21 protein-coding genes and 1 tRNA gene are annotated in these 16,124 nt (G+C 55.0%); 4 read left to right on the forward strand and 18 right to left on the reverse strand.

Annotated features, from left to right (window positions below):
• Positions 1-198 (forward strand): DUF1127 domain-containing protein (locus RT613_RS22455; RefSeq protein WP_313618590.1); only part of this gene is annotated, 198 nt, incomplete at its 5' end.
• A gap of 23 nt (positions 199-221) precedes the next feature.
• Here RT613_RS22455 and RT613_RS22460 read toward each other — a convergent pair.
• The 5 genes from RT613_RS22460 to purC form a co-directional block, all read right to left on the reverse strand.
• Complete coding sequence (locus RT613_RS22460) at positions 222-545, reverse strand: hypothetical protein (protein WP_313618591.1); 324 nt, start codon at positions 543-545, stop codon at positions 222-224.
• A 43-nt stretch (positions 546-588) separates the two neighbouring features.
• Positions 589-942, reverse strand: coding sequence for a hypothetical protein (locus tag RT613_RS22465; protein ID WP_409558885.1), 354 nt, complete (start codon positions 940-942; stop codon positions 589-591).
• 122 nt (positions 943-1,064) lie between these two features.
• Positions 1,065-1,736 carry a phosphoribosylformylglycinamidine synthase subunit PurQ gene (gene purQ / locus RT613_RS22470; protein ID WP_313618593.1) on the reverse strand — a complete coding sequence of 224 codons (672 nt, stop codon included), beginning with the start codon at positions 1,734-1,736 and terminating at the stop codon, positions 1,065-1,067.
• A 16-nt stretch (positions 1,737-1,752) separates the two neighbouring features.
• Positions 1,753-1,995, reverse strand: a complete 243-nt coding sequence (gene purS / locus RT613_RS22475; RefSeq protein WP_313618594.1) for a phosphoribosylformylglycinamidine synthase subunit PurS — start codon at positions 1,993-1,995, stop codon at positions 1,753-1,755.
• Between the two features lie 21 nt (positions 1,996-2,016).
• Positions 2,017-2,781 (reverse strand): phosphoribosylaminoimidazolesuccinocarboxamide synthase, encoded by a 765-nt coding sequence (gene purC / locus RT613_RS22480; protein ID WP_313618595.1) that lies wholly within the window; start codon positions 2,779-2,781, stop codon positions 2,017-2,019.
• A 649-nt stretch (positions 2,782-3,430) separates the two neighbouring features.
• Between purC and RT613_RS22485 the strand changes: the two genes are divergently transcribed.
• Positions 3,431-3,745, forward strand: a complete 315-nt coding sequence (locus tag RT613_RS22485; RefSeq protein WP_313618596.1) for a DUF1476 domain-containing protein — start codon at positions 3,431-3,433, stop codon at positions 3,743-3,745.
• Between the two features lie 42 nt (positions 3,746-3,787).
• Here RT613_RS22485 and RT613_RS22490 read toward each other — a convergent pair whose 3' ends face one another.
• Positions 3,788-6,082, reverse strand: a complete 2,295-nt coding sequence (locus RT613_RS22490) for a putative bifunctional diguanylate cyclase/phosphodiesterase (protein ID WP_409558886.1) — start codon at positions 6,080-6,082, stop codon at positions 3,788-3,790.
• An 840-nt stretch (positions 6,083-6,922) separates the two neighbouring features.
• On the opposite strand from RT613_RS22490, the gene RT613_RS22495 reads away from it, so the two are divergent.
• A tRNA-Ser gene (locus tag RT613_RS22495) sits at positions 6,923-7,012 on the forward strand.
• Between the two features lie 286 nt (positions 7,013-7,298).
• Here RT613_RS22495 and RT613_RS22500 read toward each other — a convergent pair.
• From RT613_RS22500 to RT613_RS22520, 5 genes are all read right to left on the reverse strand, one after another.
• Positions 7,299-7,634, reverse strand: coding sequence for a GCG_CRPN prefix-to-repeats domain-containing protein (locus tag RT613_RS22500; protein ID WP_313618597.1), 336 nt, complete (start codon positions 7,632-7,634; stop codon positions 7,299-7,301).
• A 353-nt stretch (positions 7,635-7,987) separates the two neighbouring features.
• Complete coding sequence (locus tag RT613_RS22505) at positions 7,988-8,206, reverse strand: hypothetical protein (RefSeq protein WP_313618598.1); 219 nt, start codon at positions 8,204-8,206, stop codon at positions 7,988-7,990.
• 33 nt (positions 8,207-8,239) lie between these two features.
• On the reverse strand, positions 8,240-8,476 hold the full coding sequence (rpsU, locus tag RT613_RS22510; protein WP_313618599.1) for a 30S ribosomal protein S21: 237 nt from the start codon (positions 8,474-8,476) through the stop codon (positions 8,240-8,242).
• A 22-nt stretch (positions 8,477-8,498) separates the two neighbouring features.
• On the reverse strand, positions 8,499-8,789 hold the full coding sequence (locus tag RT613_RS22515) for a cold-shock protein (RefSeq protein ID WP_313618600.1): 291 nt from the start codon (positions 8,787-8,789) through the stop codon (positions 8,499-8,501).
• Between the two features lie 112 nt (positions 8,790-8,901).
• A complete protein-coding gene (locus RT613_RS22520) occupies positions 8,902-9,111 on the reverse strand; it encodes a cold-shock protein (protein ID WP_313618601.1) in 210 nt (69 codons plus the stop codon).
• An 841-nt stretch (positions 9,112-9,952) separates the two neighbouring features.
• Between RT613_RS22520 and RT613_RS22525 the strand changes: the two genes are divergently transcribed.
• A complete protein-coding gene (locus RT613_RS22525; RefSeq protein WP_313618602.1) occupies positions 9,953-10,345 on the forward strand; it encodes a PAS domain-containing protein in 393 nt (130 codons plus the stop codon).
• A gap of 192 nt (positions 10,346-10,537) precedes the next feature.
• On the opposite strand, the gene RT613_RS22530 is transcribed toward RT613_RS22525, so the two are convergent.
• From RT613_RS22530 to RT613_RS22560, 7 genes are all read right to left on the reverse strand, one after another.
• Positions 10,538-10,744: a CsbD family protein gene (locus RT613_RS22530; protein WP_313618603.1), complete on the reverse strand. Its 207-nt coding sequence runs from the start codon at positions 10,742-10,744 to the stop codon at positions 10,538-10,540.
• Between the two features lie 82 nt (positions 10,745-10,826).
• A complete protein-coding gene (locus RT613_RS22535; protein WP_313618604.1) occupies positions 10,827-11,399 on the reverse strand; it encodes an alpha/beta hydrolase in 573 nt (190 codons plus the stop codon).
• A gap of 222 nt (positions 11,400-11,621) precedes the next feature.
• Positions 11,622-12,929: an adenylosuccinate lyase gene (purB, locus tag RT613_RS22540; protein ID WP_313618605.1), complete on the reverse strand. Its 1,308-nt coding sequence runs from the start codon at positions 12,927-12,929 to the stop codon at positions 11,622-11,624.
• A gap of 62 nt (positions 12,930-12,991) precedes the next feature.
• Positions 12,992-13,480: a hypothetical protein gene (locus tag RT613_RS22545; protein ID WP_313618606.1), complete on the reverse strand. Its 489-nt coding sequence runs from the start codon at positions 13,478-13,480 to the stop codon at positions 12,992-12,994.
• Positions 13,481-13,504: 24 nt separating this feature from the next.
• A complete protein-coding gene (locus tag RT613_RS22550; protein ID WP_313618607.1) occupies positions 13,505-14,236 on the reverse strand; it encodes a DUF2259 domain-containing protein in 732 nt (243 codons plus the stop codon).
• Entirely contained in the window at positions 14,233-14,910 is a 678-nt protein-coding gene (gene rpe, locus RT613_RS22555) for a ribulose-phosphate 3-epimerase (RefSeq protein WP_313618608.1), read from the reverse strand. The genes RT613_RS22550 and rpe overlap by 4 nt, the downstream gene beginning before the upstream one ends.
• 188 nt (positions 14,911-15,098) lie before the next feature.
• On the reverse strand, positions 15,099-16,124 hold a 1,026-nt coding region (locus RT613_RS22560; RefSeq protein WP_313618609.1), incomplete at its 5' end, for an ABC transporter substrate-binding protein.

Consider the following 16,124-nt stretch of genomic DNA (forward strand, 5'->3'; position numbering starts at 1 on the left):
ATGGTCGATCCGGCTCCGCTGACAGTGGCTGCACCAAACCACGTTTTTGGGCGTTTTATTGCAGTGGTCAAGACATGGCACATGAAGCGGGCCGGTCGTCTTGCGCTGAGAGAACTGACTGACGCGCAGCTGCTTGATATTGGCGTTACCCGGTCGCAGGCGCGCCAGGAAAGCGCAAAATCCCGCTTTCTGATGTGATTGTCATTGAATGGAAACACAGATTACAGGGCAACAATCGGTACAATCTTGTCTTTCATTCCTGTGCTTTTCACAGAAATCCCTCGGGCAAACGACGTTTTTTGACTGATCGACCCGTGAAGTGCCAGGAACGGCGCAGAATTATCGGATTTTTGTGACGAGTACAGGAATGGGGACGGCAGCAGCGCCAAGGCGCTTGCGCGCTTCACCGTATTTTCCGTGAATTCCATATCCCAACATGTCGCCCGAATGAAAGTTCGGGAGGCATGCATCATTTTACTGCCATCAATCGGTTTTTCGTCCCGGAAGCCAAGACATATGGACGATAAGCCAATGGGCAGGCCCACTGCATACTTTCATTTTCCCAACCTGTGCAGCTGGGTTTTCTTATTATGAGCAGCCTTTGCCGCCCGCGGCCCAGCGCTTGACATCAGCGGCAACACGCGAGGCATGCGCCTCGTTCATCACGGGGCCATAGGCCTGAAGTTTGGCGGGCGAGCCTTCGGCTTCCACAACCAGCATCGGGCGCGATTCCGGGCTGTTGCGTGGCACCAGCAAAATGCGTGGGCGGCCGGAGAAGGAATTCAGTTCCGGTGCAAGGCGGTATGCCTTGAAGGCGGGATCACCGCTCTTGAACCAGCAGGCATTGGCGCCAAGCGCAACACGCTCCATGGTCGGCAGGGCTGCCTGGCTGGCAGGCGCCGGTGCGCTTCTTTCAGACTGGCAGGCACTCAAACCCACCATCGCCGCCGTGACGCTGGCAAAACTCAGAGCATGGCGAAGGGGCAGGCGGGTCATGGGGCGCAACCTTGCTGAAAAGAGAAAAAAACCGGCACTTGAGTGCCGGTTTGATGATCGGGATGGGATCAGGCCGCGATGACGTTGAGGGCCGAGGCAAACAGGCCTCTGCCATCATTGCCGCCATGGGCTGCTTCGATCAGGTTTTCCGGATGCGGCATCATGCCAAGAACATTGCCACGCTCGTTGATGATGCCGGCAATGTCGTTGAGCGAACCATTCGGATTGGTACCCTCGGCATAACGGAACACGATCTGGCCCTTGTCTTCCATGGACGCAATTTCGGCTGCTTCGGCAAAATAGTTCCCGTCATGGTGTGCGACCGGGCAACGCAGGATCTGGCCCTGCGAATAGGCGCGGGTGAAATCCGTGTCGTTGTTGACGACTTCCAGCTTCACTTCGCGGCAAACGAACTTCAGCGAGGAGTTGCGCATCAATGCACCCGGCAACATCTCGGCTTCAACCAGGATCTGGAAGCCGTTGCACACACCAAGAACCTTGACGCCCTTTTCCGCCTTTTCGCGGATGGCACGCATCACGGGCATGCGTGCGGCAATGGCGCCACAACGCAGGTAATCACCATAGGAAAAGCCGCCGGGAATGACGATCAGGTCGACATCGGGAATTTCCGTTTCCGTCTGCCAGATGGTGATCGGCTCCTTGCCGGAGATTTTCGTGAGGGCCGCAATCATGTCACGATCGCGATTGAGGCCGGGAAGCTGAACGACTGCCGATTTCATGTGGCGGCTCCTGCTGTCAGAGGATAGCGATAGAGTAGTTTTCAATCACTGTATTTGCGAGGAGCTTTTCGCACATAGCCTTGATATCGGCTTCTGCCTTGGCTCCGTCCGTGGTGTCGATCTCCAGATCGAACACCTTGCCTTGACGCACCTGACCGACGCCTTCGAAGCCGAGGCTTCCCAATGCGCCTTCAATTGCCTTGCCCTGTGGATCGAGAACGCCATTTTTCAGCGTAACAGTCACCCGTGCCTTGATCACCTGATAGTTCTCCTGATGTGCTTATTTTACGAGGACCGGGCCTGTACCACGGATCGGTTCGTTTTCATTGATGATGCCCAAGCGGCGCGCCACTTCGGAATAGGCTTCAAGGAGGCCGCCCATATCGCGACGGAACCGATCCTTGTCCATTTTTTCCTGGGTTTCGATATCCCACAAACGGCAGCTGTCCGGAGAAATTTCATCGGCCAGGATGATGCGCATCATGTCGCCTTCGTAAAGGCGGCCGCATTCAATCTTGAAGTCGACAAGCTGAATGCCGACGCCGAGGAAAAGACCGGACAGGAAATCGTTCACGCGGATAGCCAGCGCCATGATGTCGTCCAGCTCGGCAGGGTTGGCCCAGCCGAATGCCGTAATGTGCTCTTCAGACACCATCGGGTCTTCAAGCTCATCCGACTTGTAATAGAATTCAATGATCGAGCGCGGCAGCACAATGCCTTCATCAATGCCCAGACGCTTGGACAGCGAACCGGCGGCAACATTGCGCACCACGATCTCAAGCGGAATCATTTCCACTTCCTTGATCAGCTGCTCGCGCATGTTGAGGCGGCGAATGAAGTGTGTGGGAATGCCGATCTTATTGAGATGCGTAAAGACGTATTCGCAGATACGGTTGTTCAAAACACCCTTACCGTCAATGACTTCATGCTTCTTCTTATTGAAGGCCGTTGCATCGTCCTTGAAGAACTGAATCAGCGTACCCGGTTCCGGGCCTTCATAAAGGATCTTGGCCTTGCCTTCGTAAATACGGCGGCGACGGTTCATAATATGAGATCTCGTGTTGGCGCCATGCGCATGGCGTTGTGTTTCATTCGTTGAAGCGGTCCCATAAAGGAAAAGATGGACTTTAACAATCTGTAGGATGGGTTGTCCGCGTCAATTCTGTTGGGCAGTGAAGGAAACCTCCTTTGGCCGGTGGCGGTTGGGCAACTATAACAACAGTCACGCCGGGAATACATATATGTTATTGCCGCGTGAATACGGCAATAACAGTAGCATGATCTTGTCCATCGATGGAAATGTCGTGTTGTCCGCGCCCTGATGCATCAGGTATTTCACCGGTGTTTTTACAGCCCGTCGTGGACGACGAAAATCGATAACACGAAATGAATTATTTGTTATTTATCAATAAAAAGCAGTTCTTTGTTAAAGTAATGATTTATTGGTGATTTGCCGCCAGATTGCGGCTGCCACGCAAGATAAACCGGCATTCCCTGTATGGATGTCATATTTGTGCGGCAGAGGTTTTGGCGGCGGTGGCAACCTTCAAGAGGTGCTGATGCCGTTATCGTTCGGGCTTTGGCAGGTACACGCTGGTGAAACTTTGCATTGAAGTCTTGCTATGGTTTTGATTTATGGAAACTGGCTGTAAACTCGGCTTTCAGAAATTTGAAGAGATTTGGGAGATTATGACATGAGCGGCATCGGTGATCGCGAGAAGGCATTCGAAAACAAGTTCGCCCACGATCAGGAATTGAAATTCAAGGCTGAAGCCCGCCGCAACAAGCTGCTGGGCCTGTGGGCTGCCGGCCTGCTGGGCAAGGCTGATGCGGATGCCTATGCCAAGGAAGTTGTTGCTGCGGATTTTGAAGAAGCAGGCGACGCAGACGTGTTCCGCAAGCTGCGCGCTGACTTTGATGCAGCTGGCGTCAATGTCAGCGACAGTGAACTGACCGCCAAGATGACGAGCCTTCTGCTTGAGGCCGCAGAGCAGGTCAGCAAGGCATAATATCTCAGATCTGATGATATGCAGACGAAGGCTGGCATGACCTTAACGGTGATCGCCAGCCTTCTTTTTGCCCTGTGCCAGCATTTCGCTGAACTTGGCGAGCATTGAGCCACTGGCATTTTCCGTGCGCCAGGACTGGCCGGAGACAAAGGCCTCGACCATCTCGGCCGGGATTGGCCGGCACAGCGCAAAGCCTTGCAGACAGTCACAGCCAAGGTCACGTAGAATGCGAATATGTTCTTGAGTTTCAACACCTTCGGCAATAACCTTGATGTTGAGTGAGCGGCCGATTTCCAGGATAGAGTTGACCAGCTTGCGCTGTTCATTGGACTGCGGCAACCGCTGAATCAGCTCGCGGTCAATCTTCAGCGTGTCAGGGCTGACGCGCAGCAGGCTGACGATGGAGGCGTGGCCGGTTCCAAAATCATCCACCTCAATGGCAATGCCAAGTTTGCGCAGACGCGCCAGATTTGCGAGAACCGTCTCGTCGCTCTCGTCAAGAAAGATCGATTCCAGCAGTTCAAACGACACCGTGCCTGGCTTGATGCCGAGCGTCTTGAGCGACTTGGTCAGAGATGGATCGTGCAGGCGGCGTGACGAGACGTTGACGGAAACGCGCGGGATCGGCAGGCCGTTTTGCTGCCAGTTCTCAAAATCGCGCACTGCCTTTTCCAGCAGCATTTCATCAATGGCTGAAACGGCATCCAGATCTTCGGCAATGGCCAGAAAACGGTCCGGCGTCAAAATGCCTTCGGTCGGATGTTTCCAGCGCGCCAGTGTCTCTGCCCCAGATATGTCGAGTGTCTGCGCATCGAACTGCAGCTGGTAATAGGGAATGAACTCGCTGCGCTCCAGGCCCAGCAGGATCTCATCCGACACACGTTTGGTGTTGATGAGAATGTCCTGCGTATCCGACGAGAAGAAATCATAGCGGTTACGGCCGCGTTTCTTGGCATTGTAAAGCGCGATATCGGCATTGAGCAGCAGTTGCTTGGGATCGATATCCCGGCCGCTTTCGCAGGCAATGCCAATGCTGGCACCACAGCGAAACTCGTGGCCGTCATGGTGCATGGGTTTGCGCAGTTCCTTGATCAGCCGGTCAGCCAGCAGTGAAAACTTCCTGGCGGCCCCGGTGTAACGCGACACGAACACAAATTCATCACCGCCAATACGGGCGACGAAATCCGAGCCACGTACATTCTTGCGCAAAAGCAGCGCCACATTCTGCAGCAGCATGTCGCCAGCCCGGTGGCCGAACGTGTCGTTGACCTGTTTGAACCGGTCGAGATCGATATGCAAAATACCGATGCCCTGGCCATCACGGGCGCATTCCGCTGCCATGCGGCGCAGGGTTTCATCCAGATACCGCCGATTAGGAAGTTCTGTAAGATAATCGTGCATCGCATTGTATTCGATGCTGTTTTTTGCATCCTCTAATTCAAGGTTTCTGGCTTCCGCCAGGTTTTTGGCGCGCTCCAGCTCCCGCTGCAAGACAATGTCGTCGGTCACGTCCCAATTGGCGCCCACCATGCGGGCATGTCCTTCATCATCGATGAAGGGCACGGTTTTGGCACGGATGTAACGCAGCTTTCCATCTGGCAGGATGATGCGATATTCGTCGGAAAAGGCCGACAGTCTAGCAACGTTAAACTCGACGTTTTTCTGCAGACGCGGCAAGTCGTCCGGATGCACCAGCTTTTCCCAGACGCCGTCAATGACGATGTCCTGATCCCGCGACACATTGAAGATCGCATACATGCGGTCATCCCAGGTGGTCTGGCGCGTTTCGAAATCCACCTCGAACACACCGATATGCGATGCCTCCAGCGCCAGTTTCAGGCGGCGTGACATGCGTTCAAGCGCAAACTCTGCCGCCTTGCGGGTGGAGATGTCATTGTCGATGCCGACAATGCGCACCGGATTTCCGTCGCCATCCCTCTCGACGGTGGCGCCTCGGCATTCAATCCACACCCAGTGGCCATCTTTGTGTTTTTCGCGGTACTCGAAAACTGCATAATCGGGGTCGCCGGCATTTTGGCGTTCGATGCAATGGGTAACGCGGTCGCGGTCGTCGGGGTGAATAAGGTCCAGCCAGCGTTCATGGTTGGTCTCAATCGCATCATCTGGTGCCATGCCACGAATGGCGCGCCATGTATCGGAACCATAGAACAGGCCGGTCTGCATGTTCTGGTCCCATACGCCGCTTTCGGAATTGATCAGTGCGCTGTTCCAGCGGCTTTCGCGAAAGGCCAGATCCTGCTCGGCGCGTTTTTGTGCCGTGATGTCGGTCAGTTGCACCAGCACAGCCGGATCATCCGGGAATGGATCGTTGCGCATGGAAAGGATGGTGTAGTGCAGGGGGCTGCACGCTGCGCTCAGCCGCACCTCAAGCTGTGAGGATGTGCCAGAAGCTGCCTCGGACAGAGCGTCGCGCAAGGCGGCGTGATCATCGACATGGATGAGATCGGCAAGGTTGGAAACGGGCGAGGGTGCTGGCATCCGCACCGCTTCGTCAAAGGCCTTGTTGCAGAGAAGGATTGTTCCGTTCGTTTTTACACGAATGGTTGGCAGCGGAAGTGCATCCAGAATGTCAGTCGGCACGCGATTTATAGTCAACAGAACCTGCCACCACCTTCACGCCATCGAAACCGGGATTTCGCACGGCTTTATCGGTCGTTGTCTATTTCTCTTTCACAATCAAAGCCATATGCAACCAGATAGCAGGAGTTGAATGATATGGGGAATTCATATCCTGAGCGTCACGCAATCATTGCATTCATGCAATTTGCCAGTTTTGGTTTAATCCCGTCTTAATGGGACAGTTTTCATTTTAGTGATGATGTGTTGGCACTGCACGCCATTTGTCATTTAATTTTTTAAATTCACAAAATGAAACAATGAATTGAAATTGCTATAAATTATAACAATCAGAAATGCGTATCATTTTGCGCTGCTGCGATACCCTCAAACCGGCATCGCAAGCTGATCTGCACCGGATGAGCGGCAGTGTGGTACCTGCTCCAAAACTGTGCAATGCACTTTTGCGGGACATAATGTGACAAGCGCACTTTTTAAATGCTCCGGCACGTTGACGCCGCGAACCGAACCGCTATAAAGCCCCGACTGCTTGATTTGTTTGATGGTGGCAAATGCCGCACAACAACCAGATCCCCGGACGGAAGAGTGGCCGAGCGGTTTAAGGCACCGGTCTTGAAAACCGGCGTAGGTGCGAGCCTACCGTGGGTTCGAATCCCACCTCTTCCGCCATTTCTAAATTAAACCAAAGATTTGTGCGCAGATTTTCCGTTTTATACAGTCTCGACTTGTCTTGGTTTTGGCTCGTACGTTTTGTGCGCGGTAATGGAATGGCGATTAGATACCTGGTTTCGATTTCGCGAGTGCTTTGCCAAATGCCTCGATGCCAGCCTCCCGATCTGCTTCAATCATAAGCAAGGAGATAAGCGCGAAATCGTTCTTGCGAATATCGATGGCAAGACGCTCTTTTTGCCCAGGAAGAAGAAAAGGCCCGCCGGTAAAGCGGGCCTAACACTGGTTACCATTGCCACTGGCGATATTCGCGCTCGCGGCGCCAATCACCGCGCTCTTCCCACTGTCTGTGCTCGCGCCACTCGCGACGGGCTTGGCGTTCACGCCACTCGCGACGAGGGTTCCAATCGCTTCGACGGTCCCATTCGCGCTCGTAACGCCGTGGTTCGTAGGGTCGGCAATAACCGCGGGGCGTCAGGTAATAGCCTCGCCCGCAGGCATAGTCGACTTTTTGGACAATTGACGCCACTGGCGCAGATGGCTGTACGATCGGCATCGCATTTGCGCCGCCGCCAATAAATGCGGTGAGAATAATACCTGCACCTAAAAGTAACTTACGCATCTCAAACACTCCCTGTGTGGTGATTGAGATTAGCTCCCATCCGCGTGAACGGCTGCTGAATGAACTGTGACGCTTTCAGGGCGCCGTTCCTTGGCGCTACATGCATGCGCCTTTCAGGGCGAGGTGCACAATGCCACGACACGACCTGATGCTCAGCATCACGCTCGCATTTTCTGGCAGCAGTCGCACCTTCTCAAGCACACGGCTGTGCATGCTGTGTCAAAAGGCGATGTGTTTTCTAGGGGATTTTCTTCTGGGAGAGAAGCGACCGGGTATTCAATATCACCCGGTGCGCTACTTTGGTCATCAGGCGCAGGAGTTGCGCCTGTCATGTTCTTTAAATCAGATCGAGATCAGGACGCCCTGGCGCGCAGCGTGCGTTTGGTCGTGGTCTTTGCCGCAGGCTTTGCGGCTTCCTGCGCCTCGCGCAGCTTGCGCAGACGTTCGGTCTTTTTGGCGCGCTCGGCTTCAGCAGTCAAAATAATCTGCCGTGCCGCCTCATCGGTTGCGGCGGCCTTGTTGCGGGGTGATGTCTTCTCGATCTTGAAGAATTCTTCCTTGGTAATCGTCATGACGACCTCCTTTCAGGAAGGTGTAACAAACGGTCAGCGGGTGCGGACGGCTCTTTTGGGGCCAGGGAGCAAGCCCTCGCGCTGCATTTTTTTCCGCTGCAGTTTGCGGTGGCGGCGAATGGCTTCAGCCTGCTCTCGGTTTCTTTTTTCGGACGGTTTTTCATAAGCGCTGCGGGCACGCATTTCGCGGAAAACGCCTTCGCGCTGCAACTTCTTCTTCAGCACACGAAGTGCCTGCTCAACATTGTTTTCTCGTACTAGGACCTGCAAAGTTTCTCCTATCTGTTGCGGTTTACTTTCGTGTTGTGACGGCGGACAGATCGATCCAGCTTGAACCTATCGTCTTAACGTCGGTGGATCCTGTTGTGGTTTCGGCAGCGGCATGGTGCTGCGTGCTGTCGATGTCGTCTTCGCTGATCGTGCGATCGAAGTTTTCGCCCTCAAGACGAACCCGGTAGGTGGTAACGCCATGCGTTTCAGGAAGAGACGCAATGATATGGCCGGTGCCCTGAGGCTGAATGCTGCCCCGCATACGTGGTTTGAGGCAGATGGTATCGCCGCTGCGATAATGTGGTTTCGGCATGAGAAACTCCCACGTCCGTTGGAAAAAATAAAGGCCGGGCGCTAACCCGACCTCTCACTGTCATCCACTGGTGCCGCCAGTACATCCGTGGTCGGCGCAGCAAATGACAAATTCAAGCCGCCTGAAGATTGTCGGCGGAGTTCTTGCCGGAACGGCGATCCTGAACGATTTCGTAACGGATCTTCTGGCCGTCTGCGAGCGAGGTAAGACCTGCGCGCTGAACAGCAGAGATGTGAACGAAAACATCCGTGGTGCCATCATCTGGCTGAATGAAGCCGAAGCCCTTGGTAGAATTGAACCACTTTACAGTGCCAGTGTTCATAACGATTTCCTTTCGTAGCAATCGTTGTTGTTCCTGCGAGACCTCGCAAGGTTGGATCGATGTTATGAGAGGAAATCCGACGGGAGCTGACGCTCTGGACCGGTGTCACAAGCAATGGTCGATAATTCTATATAGGATGTAATTTAAGGTTTTGCAAGGGGTATCAAAGGCTTGGTAAAAAAAATATCCCGAAACTCCTGAATTGATACGCGATTCAGGCGAAATTATTTTCTTGTTTTAGCGGGTTTTGTGATTCAATTTCCATGTCGGGCAGGATGCCTGCCTGAACAGGATATGGTGTCGGCAGGTGCGGATCGCAAGGGCACCTCAACACGCAGCTGCAATCCCTTGCAACGACGGCCGCGCGGGGCTCTTTTAACTAACGTTAAATTTGACGCAGCGAGATGGATTGCTTGTGGCCTCCATGCTCTTTTCCATTGCTAAAAGCATCTGTTTTGGTCTGTGTTTTCAGGAGCACAGGCAATCAACAGCCTGTCATTGCAGTCAACTCGCACTACATGCCCCTGAATTTGCTCAAAACGACGAGAGTAACCGCTGGGGCTTTTGCAACTATGGTTGAATCAATGAGTGCGATTTACGCTTGATGCGTGAGCGTAATTCGAGACTGTGCCGCGCTCACAGCTGCGTTGGCGGATTGGACGTCAAGTTTCTCAATTTTCCATGGAACCGAATGCACCACGGCACACTTATGCCGGGTAGTTTGCTGTTTCGTGTAAGCTGTCTTTCATCAAAATTATTTCAGGAAACTGCCTAGGCACCCTTACGCAACCAGTTGGTGTCTTATAGGGTTCGAGTCAAAATATGCACGCGGGAGGAAGGCGTGACATCGCAACGTATTGAATTGCATGACGAGAAGATCGGTTACTACACATGGGATGTAATCAAAAATCTTGTTATGATGGACTACGTGTGTTCGGATTTCTTTGAGTTTTTACCATGCCATGGCAGATCAGGAGTGCCCATTGAGGACATTCTTCATAAGATCGATATGGACACCAGGGAGAGGGTGGCCAGGGAGATTTATGATGCGCTGATTGTTGGCGATTATTATGAAACAGAATATCCGTTGAACAATGCCGACGGCACCTTGCGCTGGATCCATGTGGCCGGCCGCATGATCATGGATGCCGAGAATGTGCCGATCCGCTCGATCGGTACCATGCGCGATGTCACCACCAACCGCTGCCCGGCTGCCAATTGTGTTGGTGCCTAACAGACCGTTCAAAATTGCACGCCACAAAAAAAGCCCCGCAATTGCGGGGCTTAGTCTAAGGCGGGATGTATCAATTGTGCCTGCCGCTCAAGGGGAGCAACTTTGATTGCTCTAACCCTCAGGTCTTTGCCTGTTGAGGGCTTTAAACCCTTGGGGCGGACAGACTGTCTAGGCATCAAATTTCAACAGGCCTTAGTGCCAGGTTTGGCGACCATACCAGTCGTCAATATCTGTCTTGGCGCGATCCTTGGCAAGGCCGTAACGTTCCTGCAGCTTGCCTTCAAGCTGGTCACGCTTGCCATCGATCTGATCAAGGTCATCATCGGTGAGTTTGCCCCACTGTTCCTTGATCTTGCCTTTGACCTGTTTCCAGTTACCTTCAACACGGTTCCAATCCATGTCGGTTTCCTCCATGTTTGTTGTTGTTCACATCTAGGAAACGTCCGGGTGGCCGAATGGTTCAGAAAAAAATTAGTTTCTGTCAGTCGCGGCGGCCTTCCGGTGCCTTCAGGCGGCTGAGAAACTGCGCAAACACCATGGTGCCTTCCGGCCATGGGCCGTGACCGGATTCGGCATTGATGTGGCCGGACAAGCCGGCATCCACCAGCAGTGAACCCCAGGCCGCGGCAATCTCGTCAGCATGTTCATAGGTGCCAAACGGGTCATTGCGGCTGGCAATGGTCAGCGCCGGAAACGGAAACGGTTCGCGCGGGTAGGGGCCAAAGGTCATCAGGTGTTTTGGCCGAATGGTCGGGTTGGTCACATCTGGCGGTGCCACCAGAAACGCGCCGGCAACCTTGTGGCCAATTTCCGGAATGGCGTGAACCACTGTTGGCACGCCAAGCGAATGCGCCACCAGAACGACCGGCTTGGTGCAGGCGTTGACCTCTTCCACCAGACGGCTGATCCAGTCTTCACGCACCGGTTTGGACCATTCGGCCTGCTCAACACGGCGCGCACTGGCAATTTTCTGCTGCCAGCGGGATTGCCAGTGGTCTGGACCGGAATTGGTGTAGCCGGGAACGATGAGGATATCTGCTTCGGATGCTTTCATGGCGCTTATCTTGGTATGGATGTCACCGGATTCAAGGCCAGATTTGCGGCCATGGTGAGGATTATGGTGAGAATTGATGTCAATGTCGCGTGTCGTCCGGCGCCATTATAGACCCATGACGGGTGCCATACAGGTCTTGCGCGGATCATGCCGTCGACATTGTAGAAATGCCCGGGTTTTGGCCCGGGCATGATGAGATCAAATGGGGGGAACCCCTTGAGATCAGGCCTTGCCGAACACGCGGCCGAAAATCGTGTCGACATGTTTGGTGTGGTAACCAAGATCGAACTTTTCGCGGATGGCCTCTTCGGAAAGGGCGGCGCGCACTTCTTCGTCGCCCAGCAACTCTTCCAGGAAGTCTGCACCCTGTTCCCAAACCTTCATGGCGTTGCGCTGTACCAGACGGTAGGAATCTTCACGCGACACGCCAGCCTGCGTCAGAGCCAGCAGAACGCGCTGCGAGTGGACCAGGCCACGGAACTTGTTGAGGTTCTTCAGCATGTTTTCCGGGTAGATCACCAGCTTTTCGATGACGCCGGCCAGACGGTGCAGCGCAAAGTCGAGCGTGATGGTGGTATCCGGGCCAATGGCGCGCTCCACGCTGGAGTGGCTGATATCACGCTCATGCCACAGGGCAACGTTTTCCAGTGCCGGAACAACCGACATGCGCACCAGGCGGGCAAGACCGGTGAGGTTTTCTGTCAGAACCGGGTTGCGCTTGTGCGGCATGGCAGACGAACCCTTCTGGCCCGGCGAGAAGAACTCTTCCGCTTCCAGAACTTCGGTGCGCTGCATGTGGCGAATTTCAATGGCAACGTTTTCAATCGACGAGGCGATAACGCCGAGCGTTGCAAAGAACATGGCGTGACGGTCACGCGGAATGACCTGCGTGGACACCGGCTCAGGAATGAGGCCGAGCTTTTCGCAGACATGTTCTTCAACGCGCGGGTCGATATTGGCGAAGGTGCCAACAGCGCCGGAAACGGCACCGGTTGCAATTTCTGCACGGGCATTGACCAGACGGGTGCGGTTGCGGTCCATCTCGGCGTAGAAACGTGCAAATGTCAGGCCCATCGTGGTCGGCTCGGCGTGAATGCCGTGGCTGCGACCGATGCGGATGGTGTCCTTGTGTTCAAAAGCGCGGGTCTTCAGCGCTGCCAGAACACGGTCCATGCCGGCAATCAGAATGTCTGCGGCGCGCACCAGCTGAATGTTCAGCGTGGTGTCCAGCACGTCAGACGAGGTCATGCCCTGGTGCACGAAGCGGCTGTCGGGGCCAACAAATTCCGCAAGGTGGGTCAAAAACGCGATAACGTCATGTTTGGTGACGGCTTCGATTTCATCGATGCGCTCAACGTTAAAGGTGGCGCTGCCGCCTTTTTCCCAGATTGTTTCAGCTGCCGACTTTGGAATGACGCCAATCTCGGCCAGCGCATCACACGCATAGGCTTCGATTTCAAACCAGATACGGAACTTCGTTTCCGGCGACCAGATTGCGACCATTTCCGGCCGGGAATAGCGAGGGATCATTGCTACCGCTTTCTATATGTGGTGTGAATTTGCAGCCCGTTTAGCAAAGTGTGGCGGCAATCTCAACGCATTCGAAGGGAAAGGATGAAACTGGTTATAAACAGGCAGACAATACCCACCGGAAAATACAGCCACAGCCCGATGATGGTGAACTGGTAGGTTGCGCCAAGCGTGGTGAACAACTGCTGGAAAAACCAGATCCGTGTCAGGAATGGCTCATGCCACTGCGCATAAAACACCCGGTATTGCAGGGCAAACAGCAGCGCAGTCACGCCATAGGTGCCAAGACAGAGACACAGCGCAAAGGCGCAGAAGCGGGCGGTGGCCGGCTTTGCGAAGGCCAGATACCGCGCCAGAACCAAGGCAGGTGTAAAGGCGATGAAAGCACCGGCGAAATAAAACGCCACGATCTGCCAGAAATGATCGGTCTCGCCACGGTGGCGCAGATAAAGGCCGATGATGCAGGAAAGCGCCATGGCACCACCCCAGGCAATCGGGCCGGCCAATGCCAGGGAGGTTGAGGGCAGGGCATGTAATAGCCGCTGTTTCACTGCTTGGCCCTTTCAAGGCACCGCTTATGGCCTGACGGGCACGGCAATCCAGCGTCCATTCTGTCCTTCAAAGCCGTGTTGCAGCACCGTTACCAATGCCATGTGCAGGTTCGTGCCAAAAGCCTGATGCGTGACCACACCGCCAAGCCGGTAGCCGGTAACGCAGCCGCGGCTTTCCGGCGCGCGCTGTTCATCATAGACAATTCTATCACTGTTCTTGCCGTCCTGCAGAAGCATTTTCAGCTTGAAGCTGGAGCTGCGCTCTGTCCAGGATCTGCACTTTTCGGCTGCCGGCTGTATCACCTCTTCCAGCGCCAGACGGTAGGGAGAGCCGAAGGGCGGGGCAGCTGCATAGGCGTAATAGCTGATCTGGTACGGGTTGCCGCTTGCATCGCTGACCGGGTTGAAAGCGGCCAGCAGACCGGGGTTGTCACCCAGTCTGTGCTGTTCAATCAGGGGGGCAGCCTTTTCCAGTGCCTGCGCGCGGGCGGTACCCACACCAACGGCCTCATCCTTGATGAGAATACGCACCGGCGTGCCGGGCAGATAGGTGTCTTTCACCGTGTCGATGACGTAAATATTGGAATAGGCAAAACCGGAGCCGTCCTGCACGCCATATTCCTCAAAGGCGTAGATCGAACCGTCCTTTGAAAAACCGATTGTCTGGAAGGCGGCAATGTCACCGGCATGGGCCGGGGCCGCAAGACATGCGGCACCGGATAAAATCAGGGAAAGAAAATAGCCTGTCGCTTTCATGTGCGCCCGCTTTCTGCTGCCTGGCGGATGGCGGAAACGGTCTTGCGGTAATCCTCGACGCCGTCACCCTTGAACACGGCCGAACCGGCCACCAGCACATTGGCACCAGCGGCAATCGCAGCCGGTGCAGTTTCCACCGTTATGCCGCCATCCACTTCCAACTCGATCGGGCGGTTGCCGATCATCGCCTTGGCAGCCTTGATCTTGTCCAGCATGGCCGGAATGAACTTCTGGCCACCAAAACCGGGATTGACGCTCATGATCAGTATGAGGTCGATATCATCCATGACATTTTCCAGCACGGAGAGCGGTGTTGCCGGGTTGAGCGTAACGCCAACCTTTTTGCCGAGCGAACGAATGGTCTGCAGCGAGCGGTGTAGATGCGCGCCAGCCTCGGCATGCACGGTAATGCCATCGCAACCGGCCTTGGCAAAGGCTTCCAGATAAGGATCGGCAGGGGCAATCATCAGGTGGCAATCAAAAAACGCCGTGGTGTGCGGGCGAAGCGCCTTGATCACGTCAGGACCAAAGGAAATATTGGGCACAAAATGCCCATCCATTACATCGAGATGGATCCAGTCCGCACCGGCTGCAGCGACATCACTGACCTCCTGGCCCAACTTGGCGAAGTTGGCAGCGAGAATGGAAGGGGCAAGGCGGATGGGAAGGGACATTGAATAGCTCCGACAGTGTGCTGAACAGCAGAAACGTAGGGATGTGAATGCTGGCGCTGCCATATCATTGTCACCGCGCCGGAACAACTGATGATGATGGCGTAACGGCTTTTCAGGGCGCGGGACAATGCCCCCGAGATAATACACCAAAAAGCAGGCTGCGTTCAGCAGATTATCAGAGGCAGTGCTTAGCGAATGGCACGTGCGGCCGGCACGAAGGCCTGGCCGTTCCACTGCTGCAACCTGTAGGGATTTTCCTTGAGTTCATGCGCCTCGTTAAAGGCCACATCACCAATTGCCGTGGTGAAGGTGGAATCTTTCAGAATGTCGAGAACAGGTTTTTTCTGCTGGTCGGCCAAACCAAGGGCATTGCCGGCAATCTGCGCTGCCGCAAAGGCGGGCAGGGTGTAGCCTTCGGGAATGGTCACGCCCGCTGCCGACAAAACGTCCATGGCTGCAGCCGCTTCACCGCCTGCCGCATAGTCGGGCAGGGTCACGGCAAATGTGCCCGATGTCAGTGGCAGCGGCGCATTGGCGGCATTCAGCGTATCACCGCCCAGAATGGTCAGGGCAATGTTTTCAGAGGCTGCATCGCGCGCCACGGTGGACACATCATTGCGGTCGGTTGCCATGAACACATTGCTGATGCCAGCGCGCGACAGACGCCGCACCAGTGCCACCTGCTGTTCCTGCGCGGGGCGCAAGGTTTCCATGCGGGTTGCTTGCAGGCCTGCTTCTTCCAGCTTGGCCCGAATGCGGTCTACCAGTTCACGGCCACGAATGGTGCCATCATCCACCAGCGCAAACAGCGAACCCTGCCAGTCACGCAGGATGATTTCTGCCAGCCGGTCGCTTTCAGCGGTATCGGATGGTGCAAGACGGAACAGCGGCCAATCGTTTTTGGCACGGTCTTCCAGAAGAATGGTGGAGCGGCTGGACAGCGTCAGCACCGGTGTCCCGGTTTCTTTCAGCTGCGGCAGGCTGTTGGCCAGTGTTTCCGAGCACAGGAAACCGATGGCAATGCTGACTTTCGCGGCAATCAGCCCATCGGCAATGGCGCCGCCGCCTTCATCGGTACAATCCTCGTTGATCTCGACCACATCGAGACCGGCCTGGCTTGCGGCGGCCTTGGCACCCTGGCGGATCTGGTCGCCAAGAATCTTATATGGACCGTCCTGTGGTGCGACAATACCGAGTGTCGCAGCATTTGCGGC

This window comes from Agrobacterium sp., from assembly GCF_032092815.1.
Lineage (GTDB): Bacteria > Pseudomonadota > Alphaproteobacteria > Rhizobiales > Rhizobiaceae > Agrobacterium.